Annotated in this window: 23 protein-coding genes and 2 riboswitches; of the genes, 7 read left to right on the plus strand and 16 right to left on the minus strand. The window is 72.6% G+C overall.

Annotated features, from left to right (window positions below):
- Positions 1–606: 606 nt before the first annotated feature.
- Together LX15_RS21535 and napA are read right to left on the minus strand one after the other, a co-directional pair.
- Complete coding sequence (locus tag LX15_RS21535) at positions 607–1,365, minus strand: LytR C-terminal domain-containing protein (protein ID WP_253671439.1); 759 nt, start codon at positions 1,363–1,365, stop codon at positions 607–609.
- Positions 1,366–1,370: 5 nt separating this feature from the next.
- Positions 1,371–1,667: a nucleoid-associated protein NapA gene (gene napA / locus LX15_RS21540; RefSeq protein ID WP_253671440.1), complete on the minus strand. Its 297-nt coding sequence runs from the start codon at positions 1,665–1,667 to the stop codon at positions 1,371–1,373.
- 173 nt (positions 1,668–1,840) lie between these two features.
- On the opposite strand from napA, the gene LX15_RS21545 reads away from it, so the two are divergent.
- From LX15_RS21545 to LX15_RS21570, 6 genes are all read left to right on the plus strand, one after another.
- Positions 1,841–2,416: a peptide deformylase gene (locus LX15_RS21545; protein ID WP_253671441.1), complete on the plus strand. Its 576-nt coding sequence runs from the start codon at positions 1,841–1,843 to the stop codon at positions 2,414–2,416.
- Between the two features lie 145 nt (positions 2,417–2,561).
- Complete coding sequence (locus LX15_RS21550; RefSeq protein WP_253671442.1) at positions 2,562–3,191, plus strand: LysE family translocator; 630 nt, start codon at positions 2,562–2,564, stop codon at positions 3,189–3,191.
- Positions 3,192–3,233: 42 nt separating this feature from the next.
- Positions 3,234–3,361, plus strand: a riboswitch (TPP riboswitch).
- Positions 3,352–5,004, plus strand: coding sequence for a phosphomethylpyrimidine synthase ThiC (thiC, locus tag LX15_RS21555; protein WP_253671443.1), 1,653 nt, complete (start codon positions 3,352–3,354; stop codon positions 5,002–5,004). It overlaps the preceding riboswitch by 10 nt.
- Positions 5,001–5,876, plus strand: a complete 876-nt coding sequence (gene thiD, locus LX15_RS21560) for a bifunctional hydroxymethylpyrimidine kinase/phosphomethylpyrimidine kinase (protein WP_253671444.1) — start codon at positions 5,001–5,003, stop codon at positions 5,874–5,876. The genes thiC and thiD overlap by 4 nt, the downstream gene beginning before the upstream one ends.
- Before the next feature lie 198 nt (positions 5,877–6,074).
- Positions 6,075–7,925: an FUSC family protein gene (locus tag LX15_RS33210; protein WP_253671445.1), complete on the plus strand. Its 1,851-nt coding sequence runs from the start codon at positions 6,075–6,077 to the stop codon at positions 7,923–7,925.
- A 652-nt stretch (positions 7,926–8,577) separates the two neighbouring features.
- The gene (locus tag LX15_RS21570; protein ID WP_253671446.1) at positions 8,578–9,696 is read left to right on the plus strand and encodes a beta family protein; all 1,119 of its coding nucleotides are present in this window, start codon (positions 8,578–8,580) and stop codon (positions 9,694–9,696) included.
- 125 nt (positions 9,697–9,821) lie between these two features.
- Here LX15_RS21570 and LX15_RS21575 read toward each other — a convergent pair whose 3' ends face one another.
- The 7 genes from LX15_RS21575 to thiO form a co-directional block, all read right to left on the minus strand.
- The gene (locus LX15_RS21575; RefSeq protein ID WP_253671447.1) at positions 9,822–10,640 is read right to left on the minus strand and encodes a thiazole synthase; all 819 of its coding nucleotides are present in this window, start codon (positions 10,638–10,640) and stop codon (positions 9,822–9,824) included.
- A gap of 1 nt (position 10,641) precedes the next feature.
- The gene (locus tag LX15_RS33605; RefSeq protein ID WP_372502774.1) at positions 10,642–10,938 is read right to left on the minus strand and encodes a ubiquitin family protein; all 297 of its coding nucleotides are present in this window, start codon (positions 10,936–10,938) and stop codon (positions 10,642–10,644) included.
- 1 nt (position 10,939) lies between these two features.
- The gene (thiS, locus tag LX15_RS21595) at positions 10,940–11,161 is read right to left on the minus strand and encodes a sulfur carrier protein ThiS (RefSeq protein WP_372502773.1); all 222 of its coding nucleotides are present in this window, start codon (positions 11,159–11,161) and stop codon (positions 10,940–10,942) included.
- A gap of 76 nt (positions 11,162–11,237) precedes the next feature.
- Complete coding sequence (gene thiS, locus LX15_RS21600) at positions 11,238–11,384, minus strand: sulfur carrier protein ThiS (RefSeq protein WP_372502769.1); 147 nt, start codon at positions 11,382–11,384, stop codon at positions 11,238–11,240.
- A 77-nt stretch (positions 11,385–11,461) separates the two neighbouring features.
- On the minus strand, positions 11,462–11,689 hold the full coding sequence (gene thiS, locus LX15_RS21605; protein ID WP_253671448.1) for a sulfur carrier protein ThiS: 228 nt from the start codon (positions 11,687–11,689) through the stop codon (positions 11,462–11,464).
- A 1-nt stretch (position 11,690) separates the two neighbouring features.
- Positions 11,691–11,891, minus strand: a complete 201-nt coding sequence (gene thiS, locus LX15_RS21610; RefSeq protein ID WP_253671449.1) for a sulfur carrier protein ThiS — start codon at positions 11,889–11,891, stop codon at positions 11,691–11,693.
- 55 nt (positions 11,892–11,946) lie between these two features.
- Positions 11,947–13,077, minus strand: coding sequence for a glycine oxidase ThiO (thiO, locus tag LX15_RS21615; protein ID WP_253671450.1), 1,131 nt, complete (start codon positions 13,075–13,077; stop codon positions 11,947–11,949).
- Positions 13,071–13,181, minus strand: a riboswitch (TPP riboswitch). It overlaps the preceding gene by 7 nt.
- Before the next feature lie 36 nt (positions 13,182–13,217).
- Between thiO and thiE the strand changes: the two genes are divergently transcribed.
- Entirely contained in the window at positions 13,218–13,904 is a 687-nt protein-coding gene (gene thiE / locus LX15_RS21620; protein WP_253671451.1) for a thiamine phosphate synthase, read from the plus strand.
- Positions 13,905–13,990: 86 nt separating this feature from the next.
- Here thiE and LX15_RS21625 read toward each other — a convergent pair whose 3' ends face one another.
- The 7 genes from LX15_RS21625 to LX15_RS21655 form a co-directional block, all read right to left on the minus strand.
- Positions 13,991–14,182, minus strand: a complete 192-nt coding sequence (locus LX15_RS21625) for a DUF397 domain-containing protein (protein ID WP_253671452.1) — start codon at positions 14,180–14,182, stop codon at positions 13,991–13,993.
- Between the two features lie 51 nt (positions 14,183–14,233).
- Positions 14,234–14,401 (minus strand): DUF397 domain-containing protein, encoded by a 168-nt coding sequence (locus LX15_RS32625; protein ID WP_301305038.1) that lies wholly within the window; start codon positions 14,399–14,401, stop codon positions 14,234–14,236.
- 42 nt (positions 14,402–14,443) lie between these two features.
- Positions 14,444–14,638: a DUF397 domain-containing protein gene (locus tag LX15_RS21635; protein WP_253671453.1), complete on the minus strand. Its 195-nt coding sequence runs from the start codon at positions 14,636–14,638 to the stop codon at positions 14,444–14,446.
- A gap of 51 nt (positions 14,639–14,689) precedes the next feature.
- Positions 14,690–14,881, minus strand: a complete 192-nt coding sequence (locus LX15_RS21640) for a DUF397 domain-containing protein (protein WP_253671454.1) — start codon at positions 14,879–14,881, stop codon at positions 14,690–14,692.
- Positions 14,882–14,932: 51 nt separating this feature from the next.
- On the minus strand, positions 14,933–15,136 hold the full coding sequence (locus tag LX15_RS21645) for a DUF397 domain-containing protein (protein ID WP_253671455.1): 204 nt from the start codon (positions 15,134–15,136) through the stop codon (positions 14,933–14,935).
- On the minus strand, positions 15,133–15,990 hold the full coding sequence (locus tag LX15_RS21650) for a helix-turn-helix domain-containing protein (RefSeq protein ID WP_308213503.1): 858 nt from the start codon (positions 15,988–15,990) through the stop codon (positions 15,133–15,135). Before LX15_RS21650 ends, LX15_RS21645 begins: the two co-directional genes overlap by 4 nt.
- Positions 15,991–17,120: 1,130 nt before the next feature.
- Entirely contained in the window at positions 17,121–18,752 is a 1,632-nt protein-coding gene (locus LX15_RS21655; RefSeq protein ID WP_253671457.1) for an FAD-dependent oxidoreductase, read from the minus strand.
- Between the last annotated feature and the right edge of the window lie 2 nt (positions 18,753–18,754).

Below are 18,754 nucleotides of genomic sequence, written 5' to 3' on the forward strand. Positions count from 1 at the left end.
CGGTCTCGCCGCTCCGGTTCTGGGCCGGCGGGCACCCGCAGAGATCGTGAACTGCGGTCGGTCTCGCCGCTCCGGTTTCGAGCCGGCGGCACCCGCAGAGGTCGTGTTCTGGGGTCGGTCTCGTCGGGTTTGGAGCCGACTAACGCCCGCGTTGGCTGTGCGCCACACCGCCGACAGTCCTCTGTGGACAGAAGCTGGCCGACGGGCGATCTTCCGGCCCGCCGACCACGAACGCCCTCTCGGCACCCGTTCCGGATGCCCTCCCCGGGCGCCCTTTCCTGTTGCCCAGACCAGCGTTCAGGTATGGGGGGAACCCCCATCTCAAACATCGCACGGGGCACTGACAGAAACGGGCCAGGGAAGTCACCTGGCCGGGCGGAAAGCCGGACGAAGCACCGGGTGGGGTGAACGACGGGAGCGCTCCGGTCGCGTTCACCACGCGGTTTTCGGCCAGCCCACCACAAGATCTCGCCCCGCGTTCGCGCGCGCCGGGGAATCCGGCGTCGCACCGAAACGGTCATGCCGAAGCCCCGAAGGCCACGGCCGGCTCGGCCACGGACGCCCGACTGCGCCCGCCGGTGCCTGGTCGCCCCGGTCGGGCGGGCGTCACTTGCCTGCGCCGCCCACCGGGCCTCGGTAGTCGTTGGTGACGATCACGATGAGGCCGGGGCTGGCGTCGGCGATGCCGTCGAAGCGCGGCTCCACCCTGATCCCGAACTGCCGCCCCAGCTCCTCGGCCGCGGCCTGCTCCGCCGTGCCGGGCCGGTAGTAGACCGTGGTGGTCGGGATCACGCCGCCCGGGTAGTTGCCGACCTCGTCGACCTGCCAGCCGGCGGCGCGGAACTCCGAGGCGGCGCGGGCGGCCAGCCGTTCGATGGTGCTGTTGTTGTAGACGCGCAGCGTGGGGCGCGGCGTCCCCCTGTCGGCGCCCTGCTGGACCTGGCCCCCTCCGGCCGGCGACTGGCCGGGGACCCCGCCGTTGCCGTTGCCGGTGCCGGAGTTCTGCCCCTGGTCGCCGGTGCCGTGGGACTGGCCCTGGTCGCCGTTGCCCGGCGCCGGGGCGTTCGTGCCGCCCTGGGCGTCGCCGCTCGGCGAGCCCGGGGCGGTGCCGCCCGTGCCCGGGACGGCACCCTGGCCGTTGGGGGCGGACGAGGCGGCGCCGCCGCTGGTCCTGGGGGCGGTGGAGGCTCCGGCCGAGGGGCTCGGGCCGGCCGTGCCGCTGGAGATGGCCTGGCCGCCGGTGGTGTTGTCGCCCGTCGTGAGGGAGACGATGCCGAAGGTCATCGCGACCGCCGAGATGCCGAGCAGGATGAACGCGGCCAGGCGCAGCGGGCGGGAGGACGGGGAGGGTTCGAGGGAGCTCATGGCGATCAGTGGAGGTCCACGCCGAGCCGACGGGCGACGCGCGCGCGTTGGCGGGCCGTTCGCAGCCGGCGCAGCCGCTTGACCAGCATCGGGTCGGCGCGCACGGCTTCCGGTTTGTCGATGAGGGTGTTGAGCACCTGGTAGTACCGCGTCGCGGACATGTCGAACAGCTCGCGGATGGCCTGTTCCTTGGCCCCCGCGTACTTCCACCACTGGCGCTCGAAAGCCAGGATCTCGTGTTCCCGGCGGGTCAGGCCGTCCTCCGGCTCGTGCGCCGGGACCAGGGCCTCTGCGGCGTCCATCTGGCTCCTCGCCTTGCGGTCCGGGATCCGTGTGCCTGTCGGGAACTACAGGACTGTCATTCCCGAGCGACCATTACACCACGTGCACGTTCGAGCCGCCGTCGCCGAGGACCCGCGCGTTCGGGCGACACGCGAGAAAGCTTCGACCAGCGGCGACCGATAGGGTCTGCCGCATGGCCGTGCACCCTATCGTGATCGTCGGCGAGCCCGTGCTGCACCAGCCGACGCGCCCCGTCGAGCGGTTCGACGACGAGCTGCGCCAGCTCGTCGACGACATGTTCGAGACCATGGCCGCGGCCGAGGGCGTCGGGTTGGCCGCGAACCAGATCGGCGTCGACCTGAGGGTGTTCGTCTACGACTGCCCTGACGACCAGGGCGTGCAGCACCGGGGCGTCGTGGTGAACCCGGTCCTGGAGACCTCGGCGATCCCGGAGACGATGCCGGACCCGGAGGACGACTGGGAGGGCTGCCTGTCGGTGCCCGGCGAGCCGTTCCCGACCGGCAGGGCCGACTGGGCCAAGGTGACCGGCTTCGACCTGGACGGGCGGCCGATCGAGGTGGAGGGCACGGGCTACTTCGCCCGGTGCCTCCAGCACGAGACCGACCACCTGGACGGCTACCTCTTCCTGGACCGGCTCATCGGCCGGCACAAGAAGGAGTCCAAGCGCATGCTCAAGCGCAACGGGTGGGGTGTGCCCGGCCTGTCCTGGGACCCGGCCGCGCAGGGCGACCCGTTCGACGAGGAGTGAGGGCCTGACCGGCCCGTCCCGCCGTGCCTCCTCCCGGCGACGGCGGGACGGCGACGCACCGGCTTCGGTCCACTTCGGTCCAGGGTTCGGACCAGGGTGCGGAAAAGCACTGTGACGGTGGCCCCGCGCCCGGCACCCTGGGCTGATGCTGTCCGGCCTGCCCACCTTCCTCGTCGCCGCGTTCCTGGTGGCGATCACCCCCGGTCCGGCGACCATGCTGCTGATCCGACAGTCGGCGGTCGGGAGTTGGCGGACGGTGTTGGCCACGATCGCCGGCATCGAGGCCGGGGTGCTGTTCTGGGCGCTGGCGGCCGTGTTCGGGCTGTCGGCGGTGCTCGTGGCCTCGCAGTTCGCCTACGACGTGCTGCGCGTGGTGGGCGCCCTGGTCCTGGTGTGGTTCGGCGCGCAGGCGTTGCTCGCGGCCCGGCGGCGGCCTGAGGGGGACGTCGCGGTCGAGGTGGCCCCGGTGCCGGACCGGCCGTGGCGGGCCTTCCACATGGCGTTGCTGACGAACGCGACAAACCCGAAGGCCGGGGTGTTCGCGATCTCGTTCCTCCCGCAGTTCGCGCCGGCCGGGCTGCCGACGACGGTCGGTCTCCTGCTGTGCGCGGGTCTGTGGGTCGCCGTGGATCTGACCTGGTACCTCGGGTTCGGGGCGGCGCTCGGCCGGATGGGCCGGTGGCTGCGGCGGGCGACGGTGCGGCGGCGGCTGGAGCAGGTGTCGGGGACCGTGCTGATCGGGCTCGGTCTGCGGCTCGCGCTGGACTCCCGGTGAGTCGCTCACTAGCCTCCCCTGCGGGGTTCGCCCCGAACTGACAACTGCACACGCGGGAGCTCGCGCCGAAGCGGGCTGAGAGGGCGGCTGGTGTCGTTTGCGACCCGGTGCCGCCGACCGCTCGAACCTGACCGGGTAATGCCGGCGTAGGGAGGAAGAGATGACGGCTCTGGAAGACCGTTCCGTCCAGCCCACCATCACCACCGGGCCGATCACCGGGTCCCGCAAGGTCTACCGGGAGACGCCCGACGGCCTGCGGGTGCCGTTCCGCAGGGTGGAGCTGACGAACGGGGAGCACGTCGACCTCTACGACACCTCTGGTCCGTACACCGACACCGACGCCACCATCGACGTCCACAGTGGACTGCCGAGGCTGAGGGAGGGCTGGATCGCCGACCGGGAGCCGGTCGGCGGCGCGGTCACGCAGCTCGCCTACGCCAAGGCCGGGATCGTCACCAGGGAGATGGCCTTCGTCGCCGCCAGGGAGGGCGTCGACCCCGAGCTGGTGCGGGCCGAGGTGGCCGCCGGCAGGGCCGTGATCCCGGCCAACCGGCGGCATCCCGAGAGCGAGCCGATGATCATCGGCAAGAAGTTCCTCGTGAAGATCAACGCCAACATCGGCAACTCCGCCGTGTGGTCCTCCATCGAGGAGGAGGTGGACAAGATGGTGTGGGCGACCCGGTGGGGCGCCGACACCGTGATGGACCTGTCCACCGGCAAACGGATCCACGAGACCCGTGAGTGGATCATTCGCAACTCGCCGGTGCCGATCGGCACCGTGCCGATCTACCAGGCGCTGGAGAAGGTCAACGGCGATCCGGCGAAGCTGTCCTGGGAGGTCTACCGGGACACCGTGATCGAGCAGTGCGAGCAGGGCGTGGACTACATGACGGTGCACGCCGGCGTGCTGCTCCGGTACGTGCCGCTCACCGCGCGCCGCGTGACCGGCATCGTCTCGCGCGGTGGCTCGATCATGGCCGCGTGGTGCCTGGCGCACCACAAGGAGAGCTTCCTCTACACGCACTTCGAGGAGCTCTGCGAGATCCTGCGGACCTACGACGTGACGTTCTCGCTGGGCGACGGCCTGCGGCCGGGGTCCATCGCGGACGCCAACGACGAGGCGCAGTTCGCCGAGCTGCGCACGCTCGGGGAGCTGACGCACGTCGCCCGCGCGCACGACGTGCAGGTGATGATCGAGGGTCCCGGCCACGTGCCGATGCACAAGATCGCCGAGAACGTGCGGTTGGAGGAGGAGTGGTGCGGCGAGGCGCCGTTCTACACCCTCGGCCCGCTGGCGACCGACATCGCGCCGGCCTACGACCACATCACCTCGGCCATCGGCGCGGCGCAGATCGCGGCGGCCGGCACCGCGATGCTCTGCTACGTCACGCCCAAGGAGCACCTCGGCCTGCCCAACCGGGACGACGTCAAGACCGGCGTGATCACCTACAAGATCGCGGCGCACTCGGCTGACCTGGCCAAGGGCCACCCGAGGGCGCAGGAGCGGGACGACGCGCTATCCAAGGCGCGGTTCGAGTTCCGGTGGGTCGACCAGTTCAACCTGTCGCTGGACCCGGACACGGCTCGGGCGTTCCACGACGAGACGCTGCCGGCGGAGCCGGCCAAGACCGCGCACTTCTGCTCGATGTGCGGGCCGAAGTTCTGCTCGATGAAGATCACGCAGGACGTGCGGCGGTACGCCGAGGAGCGCGGGCTGGACTCGGTCGAGGCGATCGAGGCGGGGATGCGGGAGAAGTCCTCGGAGTTCGCCGAGCGCGGCAACCAGGTCTACCTGCCCGTGGTGGAGGGGTGAGCGCGGTGCTCACCGGGTCGTTGCGGCCCGCGCCGGGAACCTCCCCGGCGCGGGCCCTCACCATCGCCGGCTCCGACTCCGGCGGTGGCGCGGGCATCCAGGCCGACCTGCGGACCTTCCACTGCTGCGGGGTGCACGGGATGTCCGCGCTCACCGCGGTGACCGTGCAGAACTCGGTCGGGGTGACCGGGTTCCACGAGGTCCCGGTGGACACGGTGGTCGGGCAGGTCGAGGCGGTCGTCACCGACATCGGGGTGGACGCGGTCAAGACCGGCATGCTGGCCTCCGCCGCGATCATCCGCGCGGTGGACGAGACCTGCGGGCGGCTGGGGATCGGCCGGGGCGGGCGCGTCCCGCTGGTGGTGGACCCGGTCGCGGCGTCGATGCACGGGGACTCGCTGCTGCGGGAGAACGCCCTGGACGCGCTCCGCGACCTGTTCGCCCTGGCCACGCTGGTGACGCCGAACCTCGACGAGGTGCGGTTGCTGACCGGGATCGTGGTGCGGGACCGGGCCGGCCTGGTGGAGGCGGCGAAGGCGGTGCACGCCCTCGGCGCGGAGTGGGTGTTGATCAAGGCGGGGCACCTGGTGGACGACCCCGACTGCGTCGACGTGTTGCACGGCGTCGACGCGGACGGCGAACCCGTGTTCGTCGAGCTGCCCGGTCCCCGCTTCGACACGCCGCACACGCACGGCGGCGGCGACACGCTCGCGTCCGCGATCACCTCGGCGCTGGCGCGCGGCGCTGGCGTCGTCGACGCGGTGCGGTTCGGCAAGCGGTACGTGGTGCGCGCGGTGGGCGAGTCCTACCCGCTGGGGTCCGGTGTCGGCCCGGTGACCGGTTTCTGGCGCCTCACCGACGACCCCGTGTAACTCGAACCGGCGATCACGGGGGCGACCGCACCCCTCCGTGACACAGGACCACCCGGTCTTCGCACCCAGTGGGCCTCCGGTGTTGGTATGCGTGGACATGTGGGGAGTACGCGCGCGCAGACGAACACGATGACCCGACCTTCGTCCCGTTCCGCCCGGTTCGCCGGGCTTCGCCAGGGACGCGAACCCGCGTCAGGGGTGCCGCCGACACCGACAGGGCGGCTGCTGCTCGTGGTGTTGGCCGTCACGGCGGCCGCCACGGCGACGGCGGCCGCGTTCGGCCTGGCCGAGGTGACGGCGATCGCCGGTCTCGGCGCGGTGTTCGGGCTGATGGCGGGGGTCGGGGGCCCGCTGCGGTCCGACCTGCGGCTGATGGCGTGGTGCGGGCCGCTGCTGGTGTTGGCGCTGGCCGCCGGTCCGGTGGTCAACCAGGTCGCGGCGCTGGCGGTGGCCGTGCCGGCGCTGGCCGTGTTGGTCGCGACGGTGGTGCCGCTGCTGGGCTGGCGGCTGGAGCTGGCCGGCGGGGCGGTGCTCGCGGCGGTCGTGCTGTCCAGCGCGACCGGCATCGGCGCTGGTCTGAGCGTCCTGCTGCGGCTGGCGGTCGCGGCGGTGGGCGTGGGGTTCGCGGTCGTGCTGCGCGTCGTCTTCGGCGGGCGTGACCCGTCGGCGGCGACGCGGCGGGCGGTGGCCGCGGCGCTGACCGACCGCGAGGCCAGGGTGCTGGCGGACGCGGTCGTGGTGTGGCGGTCGGACGGCGCCCCGGCCTGGCTCGGGGAGGCGTTGGCCGGCGCGGCGGCGATGCGGGTGGCCCGCAGCGAGCTGGAGTCGCGGCTGGGCGGCCTGCCGTTGCCGTTGGCCGAGCGGATGCGGGTGGTGCTGGCGGAGGCCGACCGGGTGGCCGCGCAGCTCGCGGTGGCGGTGCGTGCCCGGTCCTCCCGGGCGCTGCCGATGGTGGACCTGTTCACGCAGCAGGCGGACGCGTTGCGCAACGTCGGGGTGTCCTCGGACGTGCTGCGCCTGGTGGACGGTCTCGCGGCGGGGCTGGAGCAGGTGCGGCGCGGTCTGTCCGACCGGGAGCGCGGCACGGCGGAGCCGGTGCCCCGGCCGAGGGGCCGGCAGCTCCTCGTGGAGGAGCTGCGCGCGCTGGTCACGCCCCGTTCGGCGTTGTCGCGGCACGCGGCGCGCTGCACGCTCGCCGTCCTGGTCGGCGCGTTGATCGCGACGTGGTGGCACAGCCCCTACGCGTCGATCCTGGTGATGTCGATCTTCGCGGTGTTGCGGCCGATGCACAGGGACAGCGCGTCGGTGGCCCTCCAGCGGGCCGCGGGGATGATGCTCGCCGTCGGCGTCGCCGCCGTGGTCGGCTCGTTCACGCCGGCGCCGCTGCTGGTCGCGGCGTTCGTGGTGCTCGGCGTGGTGGGTTTCGCCGTGCTGCAACGCAGTCACATCGCGTTGACCGCGTTGCTGACCGTGCTGGTCGTCGTGCTGCGCGACGTCACGCGCACCGCCGCCGTGCCCGACCTGGTGATCGGTTTCCTGACGAGCGCGGCGATCGGCGCGACGTTGGCGCTGGCGATGGGCTACCTGACGTTGCCCCGGCCGAGGAACAGCCTCGTGGACCGGGTGCGCGGGACCGTCGAGGTGGTGCGGGGCCTGGCCGGCGTGTTGATCGAGGGCGGGGCGCCGGAGGCGGTGCGCTCGGCGCACGCGTTGGCCATCCGCCGCACCCGGGACCTCGTCGCGTTCATCGACCGGGTCGAGGACGAGGCGGAGGAGCAGCGCCGGGCCGCGAAGGAGGCGGCGGCCGCGTTGGACGCGTTGCGCATCGCGTTGCGGGAGTTGGCCGAGCTGCGCGCCGACGACCGCGCCGGGGTGCTCCCGGCGCTGCGGTACGCGCGGACGTTGCTGGCCACACCGGACGGTCGGCCGGTGCGCGCGGAGTTCCACCTCCCCGAGGTCGGGCCGTGGCCCGCGGTGCTGGCCGCGCAGGTCGTGGTGGCCGAGGCGCTCACCGTCCATCGCGCCGCCGTCCGCCTGGAGCACGGCTGATCACCCACGCGGCAGACGCGCTGACCTGCGGCGATCCCTACCTTCAGAGGCAGGCGCACTGGCGCGTCGACGCCTGCGCGCCAACGACGCTGCGAACCCATGGCGCTGTGCATCCGGGGGGTGACGCGCGTTGGGAGCGGAGGCCGACCGGGCACCGATCGCGCTGCTCACCGCGACGCGGGGCGCGTTCCCCGCTCGTGGCGACGCGGGCGCGACGGGGCCCGGCGCGGCCCCGCCGCCGGCGCTGACCGACGGACCTGACGGAGCCGGCGACCGGGGCGCGGTCCCTCCCGCGCCCCGGCGGACCACGAACGCCGCCGCCCCCGGAACCGGCGTCAGCGCCGCCCGCGCGACGAGCGACGCGCGGTCCTCACACGTCACCCGCGCACCCACCGTTGGCCCGATCCACGCCCGCCCGCCGCCCGGGCGCTCGCGACGCCGTCGCGGAGACGGGTCGTCGACCACGCGAGGCGAAGCGGATTTCCTTGCTGGGAAAAGGAAATCCGCGCCACCGGCCGAGGCCGGCGCCACCGCGTGGTCGACGCCCGGCCGGCGACGCGCGGCGCGGCCCGGCGGAACGCCCGCACCACCTCGCACCACTTGGCATACCTCGCGGAGCGGCGCACGGCCGCGTGACCGACAGGAGGCGGGGATGGACCACTTATCCGGCGGACGACCGCGGTTCCGGGCGATGGTCGTGATGAAGAGCAAGATGGGTGAGCTGGACGCGGCCGCGCGGATGTCGGCGGCCGACGCCGCGGTGGTGCAGCCGCTGGTGGAGGTGCTGCCGACGGTCACCCTCGTCGGCCGACTCCTGCCGAAGCTGGTCGCGGCGGCCGGGGCCCTCGCCCCGAGGAGGCGGCCGGTGATGATCGACTGTTCCCTGCTGCCCCCGTCGAACCCGCTGGCCCAGTGGCCACGGGGGCCGCTCGACCTGCTGGCGCAGCAGATCAGGCAGCGCGTGACCCGCGAGCACGGCCAGGCCGCCGCCGACGTCGTGCCGTTCGTCCCGGTGCTGCGCGCCAACGACACGGTCGCGGCGTTGCGCGGGGTCAAGCTGCTCGACGAGGACCTCGGCTGCGGGGCCGCGCTGCGCGTGGACATCTCCGAGCCGGCCAAGGCCAGCGCGGCGCGCCGCTGGGTCGACCGCGCGCTGGACCTCATGCGGCTGCCGGCCGCCACCGTCGACCTGGTGCTGGACCTCGGCTACCTCGCGGGCGGCCGCACCCGGCACCTCGACCTGGTGATGACCGCGTTGGACCAGATCGGCTCCCATCACGGGCTGCGCTCCACCACGCTGGTGTCGGGCTCGGTCCCGCCGAACCGGGCCGGCTTCGACACGCTCCGGATGGCGCGCGCCGAGCTGGACGTCTGGCAGGCGGTGCGGGCCGAACACGCGGGCCGCCACACCGGGTACGGGGACTACGGCGTGGTGCACCCGGTGCCGCCCCGGGAGCCGCGCGGCCCGGTCACCGTCTACCCCTACCTGTACTACACGCTGGCGGACGGCGCGGTCTTCCTGCGCCGCCAGCTCCCGAGGGACGCCGACCGCCGGGTGCCCAAGGGCGCGGCGGCCCGCCACTTCCTGGACCTGGCCGTCGAACTCGCCCAGCGCAGCGAGTTCGCCGGCCCGGGCTTCTCCTGGGGGGACGAACAGCTCGACGCCTGCGCGCGCCGCCGCATCGACAACGTGGGCTCCGCGTGGCGGTGGATCGCGATGAGCACCTCCCACCACCTGGCCCAACTCGCCACGGCGCCACCCTCTCCCTGAGCGGAGGACAGCCAGGACCGGTGCGGCGCGGGAGATCCCTCGCGCGCCGCACCCCGCCGACGACACCGACGACACCGACGACACGGACGACGCCGACGACGCCGCCGGCCTTCGCCCGAGCCGGCTCAGGGCGCGGGGCTGGAGGCCTGCGCCCAGAACCGCTTCGGGATGCGTCCGGCGAGCCGGGCCAGCCGACCCGCCGTCACCGCCGCCCGCATGGCGGCCGCCATGCGTTCCGGGTCCTGCGCCCTGGTCACCGCCGTCGCGAGCAGCACGGCGGCGCAGCCCAGCTCCATGGCCTGCGCGGCGTCGGAGGCGGTGCCGATGCCAGCGTCGAGGATGACCGGGACCCCGGCCGAGGCCACGATCATCTCGATGTTGTGGGGGTTGCGGATGCCCAACCCGGTGCCGATGGGCGAGCCGAGCGGCATCACGGCGGCGCAGCCCACGTCCTCCAGGCGTCGGGCGAGCACCGGGTCGTCGTTGGTGTAGGGCAGGACGGTGAAGCCGTCGGCGACGAGTTGCTCGGCGGCGTCCAGGAGTTCGACGGGGTCGGGCAGCAGGGTGCGGTCGTCCGCGACGACCTCCAGCTTGACCCAGTCGGTCGCCAACGCCTCCCTGGCCAGCCGGGCGGTGAGCACGGCCTCGGCCGCGGTGCGGCAGCCCGCCGTGTTGGGCAGCGGCTCGATCCCCAGGCGGCGCAACAGGTCCAGCACGCCGGTGCCGCCCTCGGCATCCATCCGTCGCATGGCGACGGTGGTCAGCTCGGTGCCGGACGCGACGAGGGCGCGCTCCAGCACGGCGAGGTTGGCGGCCCCACCGGTGCCGGTGATGAGACGAGAGCCGAACACCCGCCCCGCGATCACCAGCGGGTCGTCATGGGCACGGTCGTCCCCGGCAGTCCGCTCGGCCGCGACCGGTTCCCGCGCAAGCGTTTCACTCATGTCAGCCTCCCCACACGGCAGTGAGCACCGTCGCGCCATCCCGCAACGGCGTGTCGGGCCACGCGCCACGCGGCACCACATCGCCATCCATCGCGACCCCCACACCAGTCGCCAGCCCGCCGAACGCGACGAGAGCGCGCTCCAGCACGGCCAGGTTGGCAGCGCCGCCGGTGCCGGTGCCGGTGCCGGTGATGAAACGAGAGCCGGAAACCCGCCCCGCGATCACCAACGGGTCGTCATGGGCACGGTCGTCGGTAACGCCGGCGGTGACCGGTTCCCGCGCAAGCGTTTCGCTCATGTCAGCCTCCCTGCACCGCAGTGAGCACCTCGACGGTCGCCCCATCCCGCAACGGCGTGGCGGGCCAGGCGCCGCGCGGCGCCACATCGCCGTCCAGAGCGACCGCCACACCGGTCGTCGGCGCGCCGAACGCGACGAGAGCGCGCTCCAACACAGCCAGGTTGGCAGCACCGCCGGTGCCGGTGATGAGACGGGAACCGAACGCTTGCCCCGCAATTACCAACGGGTCGTCATGGGCACGGTCGTCCCCGGCAGTCCGCTCGGCCGCGACCGGTTCCCGCGCAAGCGTTTCGCTCATGTCAACCTCCCCGCACGGCGGTGAGCACCGTCGCGCCATCCCGCAACGACGTGTCGGGCCACGCACCGCGCCGCACCACATCGCCATCCATCGCAACCGCCACACCAGTCGCCAGCGCGCCAAACGCGACAAGAGAGCGCTCCAACACCGCGAGGTTCGCGGCCCCACCGGTGCCCGTGATGAGACGGGAGGGCGACGGGCCCGGGCAGGGTGGTCCCGCTCATGTCAGCCTCCCTGCACGGCGGTGAGCACCTCGACGGTCGCGCCATCCCGCAACGACGTGTCGGGCCACGCGCCGCGCCGCACCACATCGCCATCCATCGCAACCGCCACACCAGTCGCCAGCCCGCCAAACGCGACAAGGGAGCGCTCCAACACCGCGAGGTTCGCGGCCCCACCAGTGCCCGTGATGAGACGGAGGGCGATCGGCCCGGGCAGGGTGGTCCCGCGCATGTCAACCTCCCTGCACCGCAGTGAGCACCTCGACGGTCGCCCCATCCCGCAACGGCGTGTCGGGCCACGCGCCGCGCGGCACCACGTCGCCGTCCAGAGCGACCGCCACACCGGTCGTCGGCGCGCCGAACGCGGCGAGCACGTCCGCCACGGTGGCGGACTCGGCGAACTCCCGGTCCTGCCCGTTGACCCGCACCCTCATCCCATTTCCTCCACAGTGGACGGTCGTTGTGGCCGTGCGCGCGGGGGCCGGCGCCTCATCGCGACACGGCGGCGAGCCGCGCCGGGTCGGCCACCCGCGCCGACTCCGGCGGGACGTCACCGCGCAACATCGCCAGCACCGCCTCGGCGGTGACCGGCGCGAGCAGCAGGCCGTTGCGGTGGTGGCCGGCCGCGACCAGCACGCCGGGCGCCACCTCCCCGATCAACGGCAGGTTGTCCGGGCTCCCGGCGCGGAACCCGGTGACGGCCTCGTCGAGGGCGTACTCGGCGAGCCCCGGCATCACGCGCTCGGCGTCCCGGAGCAGGTCGCGCACCCCGCCCACGGTGACGTCGGCGTCGAAGCCCGCCTCGTACTGGGTCGCGCCGAGCACCAGCCCGTCCCGTCGGGGCACGAGGTAGGCGGGGCGGCCCTCGACCAACGCCCGCACGGTGCGCGACGGTGGCGGCAGGGCTCCGCGTCGCGCGCGCAGCCGCAGGATCTCGCCCTTCACCGGCCGGATCAGCCCGGCCAGCGCCGGATGCAGCGACCCGCTCCACGCGCCGGCGCAGACCACCACCACGTCGGTGTCCACTGTGGACCCGTCGTCGAGGTGGACGCGGCCGGTGTCGACCGAGGCGACGCGCCGGCGGTCGAACCGCACGCCCCGTCGCTCGCACGCGGCCAGCAACGCCGTGAGCAGCGCCCGGTTGTCCACGGCGAGGTCGCCAGGCACGTCGAGTCCGCATCGGACGGACGGCCCGAGCCCCGGCTCCAGTCGGCGCAGCTCGCGGCCGGTGAGCGACCGGACCGCCCGCCCCAGCCCCGCGAGGTGGTCGGCGAGGACCCGGAGCACCTCGGCGTCGGCCCCGTCGACCGCCACCACCAGCGTGCCGGCCTCGTCCAGCCCCGGGTCCGCCCCGGAGTCGGCGCGCAGGCGCGCGGCGAAGTCCGGCCAGCGGGCCAGCGAGTCCGACCCGAGGGCGAGGACCGCCTCCTCGCCGGGCCAGGCCTCGGTCACCGGGGCCAGCATCCCCCCGGCCACCCACGAGGCCCCGCCCCTGGCCGGGCACGGGTCGACCAGCGTCACCGCGAACCCGGAGGACGCGGCCAGCCAGGCCGCCGACAGTCCCACCACGCCACCGCCGACGACGGCGACGCGCGATCCCACGACCACGTCAGAAGACACCCCATCACGCTCCCTGCGCCGGCATGACCCGGATCAGGTTCGACGGTCGGGGTCGCCCAGACCCCCTCTCAGCCCGGTCCCTCCGGGCTCCCGTGCGGACCGCCCCCACCGTAACCGGAGGGAGGGCCTAGGGTCGAGCCGTGCCTGGGTTGAGCGGTGAGCGGATCAGGGAGCGGTTGGCCGACGCGCGGTTGTACCTGTGTACCGACGCCCGACGGGACCGGGGCGACCTCGGGGAGTTCGTCGACGCGGCGCTGGCCGGCGGCGTCGACATCGTGCAGTTGCGGGACAAGGCCGACGGCCCGCTGGAGGCGGCCGAGGAGCTGGCGGCGTTGGAGGTGATCGCCGAGGCGTGCGCCCGGCACGGCGCGCTGCTGGCGGTGAACGACCGCGCCGACGTCGCGCTCGCGGCCGGGGCGGACGTGCTGCACCTCGGCCAGGACGACCTCCCGGTGTCGTGGGCCAGGAAGATCCTGGGCGAGGACGTGGTGATCGGCCGGTCGACGCACGACGTCGCGCAGGCGGAGGCGGCGGCCGTCGAGCCGGGAGTGGACTACTTCTGCACCGGCCCGTGCTGGCCGACGCCCACCAAGCCGGGCCGGCCCGCGCCCGGCCTCGACCTGGTGCGGCACACGGCGGTCCACGCGGAGCGCACCGGCCACGGCCGCCCGTGGTTCGCGATCGGCGGCATCGACGCGGCCCGGCTGGACGAGGTGATCGCGGCCGGCGCGGACCGGGTGGTGGTCGTGCGCGCGATCACCGAGGCCGAGGACCCGAGGGCGGCGGCCGAGTTCTTCAGCCGCTGCCTCCGCACCGGAAGCAACTGATCAGCACCTGACAGGCGGCCCAGATGCGGCCTGACATGCGCGGGGGCTCCCGGCCGCCACACGGCCGGGAGCCCCTGATCTCGATCTCAGGCCGGCGTGAGCCGGCCCGACTTCACCCGGTCCACGAAGGACGCGAACCCCGCACGCTCAAACAGGAGCACAGGCCCACCCGGGTTCTTACTGTCCCGCACAGCGACGCCCGGCGACACAGCAGCCACCTCGACGCAATCGGTCTGGGTGCCGCTGTAGCTGGACTTGCGCCACTTCACCACGGCCATCACATGGCCTCCCATCCATGATCTCCGCAACGGCCAAGCCGCCATCCCCGATCACCACAGATCAAAGCGACCAGACTTCACAGCCTTGGCGAACACCGCGAACTCGGTTGGGCCGAATACGAGCACCGGGCCGCCCGGGTACTTGGAATCCCGAACCAGCGCACCCGACGGAGAAGCAGCCGCCTCCGCACTGAAAGCATCTGATTGGCCACTGACCAGGCTCCCGGCCGCCGTGCGGCCGGGAGCCTTCTGATCTCGATCTCAGGCCGGCGTGAGCCGACCCGACTTCACCCGGTCCACGAAGGACGCGAACACCCGAGGCTCGAACATGAGCGCCGGCCCCGCAGGGTTCTTGCTGTCCCGCACGGGGACCATACGACGCAGGCTGCCGCCCACCTCGACGCATTGCCCGTTATCACTGCTCCGGCTCGACTTGCGCCAGTTCGTTACGGCCATCGCATTGCCTCCCATCGATTGCCCCGAAACGACCGGAGCCGCTGCCCCTGGTCAGACCAGGTCGAGTCGGCCCGACTTCACCCGGTCCACGAAGGACATGAACCCCACACGCTCGAACACGAGCACCGGGCCGGCGGGATTCTTGCTGTCCCGCACAGCGACGCGCGGCGACACAGCAGCCACCTCGACACAATCGGTCTCGGTGCCGCTGTAGCTGGACTTGCGCCACTTCACTACGGCCATCACATCACCTCCCATCCATGATCTCCGCAACGGCCGAGCCGCCATCCCCGGTCACCGCAGATGAAACTGGCCGGACTTCACGGCCTTGGTAAACGCCGCGAACTCGGTCGGGCCGAACACGAGCACCGGGCCGCCCGGGTTCTTGCTGTCCCGCACCATCGCACCCTGCGGAGCGGCGGCCACTTCCACACAGGTGGTTGTCTGCGAGCTGTAGCTCGACTTCCGCCAAAGACTCTCCGAAACATCGTTCTTCACCCTGCAACCCCCATCTCCTTGATGACGTCGGCGATCAGGGTGGATGTCTCTTCTCTGCTCAGCGCCACCCTGAGCATGTGATCGATCGCCTGCCGGTATGCCTCGACGTCCTCCTCCTCGTGAAGAAAGATGCCTGATCGTCGGGTTTCCAGATGCACGATGGACTGGTGCTCATCGGGCTCGATCAGGAAGAACGGTCCTTCCAACGCCGGATGCCACCCAGATCGGAAGGGAACGACCCGGATCTCGATGTTCGGCCTCTGTGCCATTTCGAGCACGAAGCGGAGCTGCTCGACCATGACCGCCGGTGTGCCCAGCACTTGACGTAGCGCGGCTTCACCGATGATCGCGAGGTAACGTGCCGGGTTCACGCCGCGCGTGAGGATGTCTCGCCGCCCCATTCGGAGTGCCACGCGGGTCGAGACCTCGTCCGACGGCACCTCCGCGTCAAGCATGATCGCGCGGGTGTAACTGGAGATCTGAAGAAGACCTGGGATCAGCAGCGGCGACACCTCTCTGATCGATACCGCGCTGACCTCGGCATCAAGCAGTGCGAAAAGTTGAGCACGCAGCTCCGGCAATGTGACAGCCAACCACCGGCGATCGCTGGCACCGCGCGCCATCGAGAGCAGTTCGTCGTAGCGCGCCCCATTGATTTCCAATGCCGTCAGTATCTGGGCCACATGTGTCGGATCAGGCGTGCGGTGCCCGGTTTCCCATCGCGCAAGCGTTCCGTGACTGACCCCGATCCTTTCGGCGAGGTAGCGCTGCGTCACGCCTCGCTCGTTACGAGCATCAGCCAGCGCCCGACCAAGCGCCCTTGCTTTGGGCGTGCGTCCGTTGCTTCCACCCACGCAGCACAGACTACGCAGATCACCGGCCGTTCACACGATCACCCGATCGGTTAATTGTGCCTTTCCCCCTCTCCTGCTTCCGTGATTGTGAAGCGCGGAAGCATGGCAGCAAGCCATTCGTGCTGAATATGACCCGCACGCCAGCACTGACAGATCGGAGGCGGTTGCGATCCACCTGAGCACAGGCGACCTTCTCTCGCCGCTCCGCGCCGATCTCATGGCCGTGCCTGTCCACATAGGACAGTGCTCGGGCGCCAGTGGGGCGCACAGGTGGCGACAGGGCACTCGAACCGTGCCCGCCGCCGAACTACTCCGCAGGCTCGGGCGGCCGGTCCTCTCACCTCGGTGTCACCGCAGCACAGCGCACCGGGACGACAAACAGGCACTCGTGGAGCTGCGGCGGCGGGCCGCCTTGGAGCGCGCGCTCGCCACCCTGCGACGGCAGCACGAGCGCCCACAGGTCCAGCCGCCACCCCAGTCCGCCACTCCGCGCGGGTGCGGCAATGCCATCCGGTGGCCGTGATGTGGGACTACCCGCATCTCGTCCAGTACTTCAAGGTGGTGCGGGGTCAACGGGTGTTGGCCTTCCAGGAGGAAGTGAACGATCACGGCTTCTACGTCGGTCGGACACCGCACCGCCAGGCGAAGACCACGGCGATGGAGTACCTGATGGCGCTCACCGTCTACTGGCGCGCGGAATACGGCTCCATGTACGGGGTTTCGCCCGCTGACCGGATCATCGCTCGCGCATGGAGTCTCGACGCGACGGGAAGGCGGCTCATCGCCGAGGTGACCGTGCGCCCCGAGCCCGCCAGGGAGGAGCCGCCACCCGGCCCCGCCCCCACTCCGGCACTCCCGAACCCCGCCCCGGCGCAGGCGCGCCGCCAAGTTCCCACCCCAGCCCCTGTCCATCGCGGTCCAGCTCCGGCGCCACCCAGTCCCGCTCGGGTCCGCTCGACCCCGGCTCCCCCTGTTCCTCCTCCTGTTTCTCCCCCCGCTCCTCCCCCCGCTCCTCCCCCCGCTCCTCCTGTTGTTCCTCCCCCTGGCCACGACCCGCGCCGTCCACTGTGGTCGGACAGCCCGAGCTGAGTGGCGCCCGGACCGTCCGACCCCGAGCGGACCCGCCCTGATCAGACCTCGTCGGCGGCGGCGTGGGTGTCGCCGGCGGGTTCGCCGAACCAGGTGCGCAGGGCGACGTCCAGGATCTTCCGGTCCGGGCGCTCGCCCTGCGCCACCGCCCAGGCGACGTGCCCGTCCGGGCGCAGCAGCACCGCCGCGAGGTCGTCGCGGTCGAGGCAGCGCCCGGTGACCACCCGGACGCGGTCACGCCAGCCGTCCGCCGCGTCGGCCACCCCCGCGCCGAGGTCGAGCAGCACGGCCCGTCCATCACTCATCACAGCGGAAAGCCGTGTGGCGGCCCGGGAATCCACGTCGACCTCCAGCTCCAGTTCCGGGCAGCTCCTGCCGATCAGGGGATGCCCGTGGGTCGGGTACGGGAAGTCGTAGCGGACGGCGACGCCGTGCAGCATCGACCCGACGAACCGGTTGACCTCGTCCAGACCGAGCATCTCGGCGACCAGCTCCCGCATCGCGCCGGACTGGTCGTCCGGCCGCATGATCGCGACCTGGGCGCGGGTGTTCTGGAGCACGCGCGCGCCGACCGGGTGCCGCTCCGCCGTGTAGGTGTCCAGCAGCCCCTCAGGGACCCGGCCGCGCACCACCGCCGCGAGCTTCCAGCCCAGGTTCACCGCGTCCAGCAGCCCGAGGTTGATCCCCTGGCCGCCGAACGGCGAGTGGACGTGCGCGGCGTCGCCGGCGAGCAGGACCCGGCCGAGCCGGTAGGTCGTGACCTGCCGGGCGTTGTCGGTGAACCGGGTCGCGGTCCGCACCGCCGTGACCGTGACGTCCGTGCCGCTGACCCGGCGCAGGCTCTCCTGGATCTCCTCCCGGGTCACCGGGGCGTCCCGGTTCTCGGGCGGGCCGTCGAACTCCAGGGTGAACACCCGACCCGGCACGGGACCGTAGGCCATCATCCCCGTCGGCGTGCGCCGCCAGCCCAGCGGGAGCAGCTTGTCCGGGTCGTCCAGCTCCACCAGCGCCTGGTGGCCGGTGAGGCTGGGCGGCGTGCCGGGGAAGTCGAACCCGGCGAGCTTGCGCACCGTGCTGCGGCCACCGTCGCAACCGACGAGGTAGCGGGCGTGGAACCGTTCCTCCTCGCCGTCCGGCGTCGCCGCCACGACGGTGATCCCGTCCTCGCCGTGGTCGGTGAAGCCGGTGACCGTGCGCTCCCGGCGCACCTCGACGCCGAGCCGGTCGACGTGGCCCGCCAGGATGCGTTCCAGGTCCTGCTGGGAGACGGCCGCGTACCGCCGCGCCGGGTCCTCCTGGCGGGTCTGGTCGATCAGGAACAACCCCGCGAAGTGGCCGCCGCCGCGCCGGAACGGGTTGTGCTCGTCGAGCACCTCGTCCAGCCGGCCCTCGGCCTCGGCCGTCCGCAGCGCCGCGTCCAGCGCGGGGTCGGCCGCGCGGCGCACCTCCAGGAACTTCCGCGTCGTGGCCCGCTCGACCTCGGCGACCTCGGGGCCGAGCCCCCTGCGGACCAGCGCCTCGGCCGCGAGCGGCCCGATCGCCCCCGCCCTGATCGTCTGGTCGGGCTCGGCCCGCCGCTCCAGCACCACGACCGAGGCCCCGCCCAGCACCAGCTCCCCGGCCAGCATCAGGCCCGTCGGCCCCGCTCCCACCACCACCACGTCGACGTCCACGC

The sequence above is a fragment of the Streptoalloteichus tenebrarius genome (assembly GCF_024171885.1).
In the GTDB taxonomy this organism is placed as follows: domain Bacteria; phylum Actinomycetota; class Actinomycetes; order Mycobacteriales; family Pseudonocardiaceae; genus Streptoalloteichus; species Streptoalloteichus tenebrarius.

Coding starts and splice junctions, on each gene's coding strand:
- LX15_RS21535 (WP_253671439.1), bottom strand. CDS start 1,365: ATGAGCTCCCTCGAACCCTCCCCGTCCTCCCGCCCGCTGCGCCTGGCC.
- napA (WP_253671440.1), bottom strand. CDS start 1,667: ATGGACGCCGCAGAGGCCCTGGTCCCGGCGCACGAGCCGGAGGACGGC.
- LX15_RS21545 (WP_253671441.1), top strand. CDS start 1,841: ATGGCCGTGCACCCTATCGTGATCGTCGGCGAGCCCGTGCTGCACCAG.
- LX15_RS21550 (WP_253671442.1), top strand. CDS start 2,562: ATGCTGTCCGGCCTGCCCACCTTCCTCGTCGCCGCGTTCCTGGTGGCG.
- thiC (WP_253671443.1), top strand. CDS start 3,352: ATGACGGCTCTGGAAGACCGTTCCGTCCAGCCCACCATCACCACCGGG.
- LX15_RS21570 (WP_253671446.1), top strand. CDS start 8,578: ATGGACCACTTATCCGGCGGACGACCGCGGTTCCGGGCGATGGTCGTG.
- LX15_RS21575 (WP_253671447.1), bottom strand. CDS start 10,640: ATGAGTGAAACGCTTGCGCGGGAACCGGTCGCGGCCGAGCGGACTGCC.
- LX15_RS33605 (WP_372502774.1), bottom strand. CDS start 10,938: ATGAGCGAAACGCTTGCGCGGGAACCGGTCACCGCCGGCGTTACCGAC.
- thiS (WP_253671448.1), bottom strand. CDS start 11,689: ATGCGCGGGACCACCCTGCCCGGGCCGATCGCCCTCCGTCTCATCACG.
- thiS (WP_253671449.1), bottom strand. CDS start 11,891: ATGAGGGTGCGGGTCAACGGGCAGGACCGGGAGTTCGCCGAGTCCGCC.
- LX15_RS21625 (WP_253671452.1), bottom strand. CDS start 14,182: ATGGCCGTGGTGAAGTGGCGCAAGTCCAGCTACAGCGGCACCCAGACC.
- LX15_RS21635 (WP_253671453.1), bottom strand. CDS start 14,638: ATGGCCGTAACGAACTGGCGCAAGTCGAGCCGGAGCAGTGATAACGGG.
- LX15_RS21640 (WP_253671454.1), bottom strand. CDS start 14,881: ATGGCCGTAGTGAAGTGGCGCAAGTCCAGCTACAGCGGCACCGAGACC.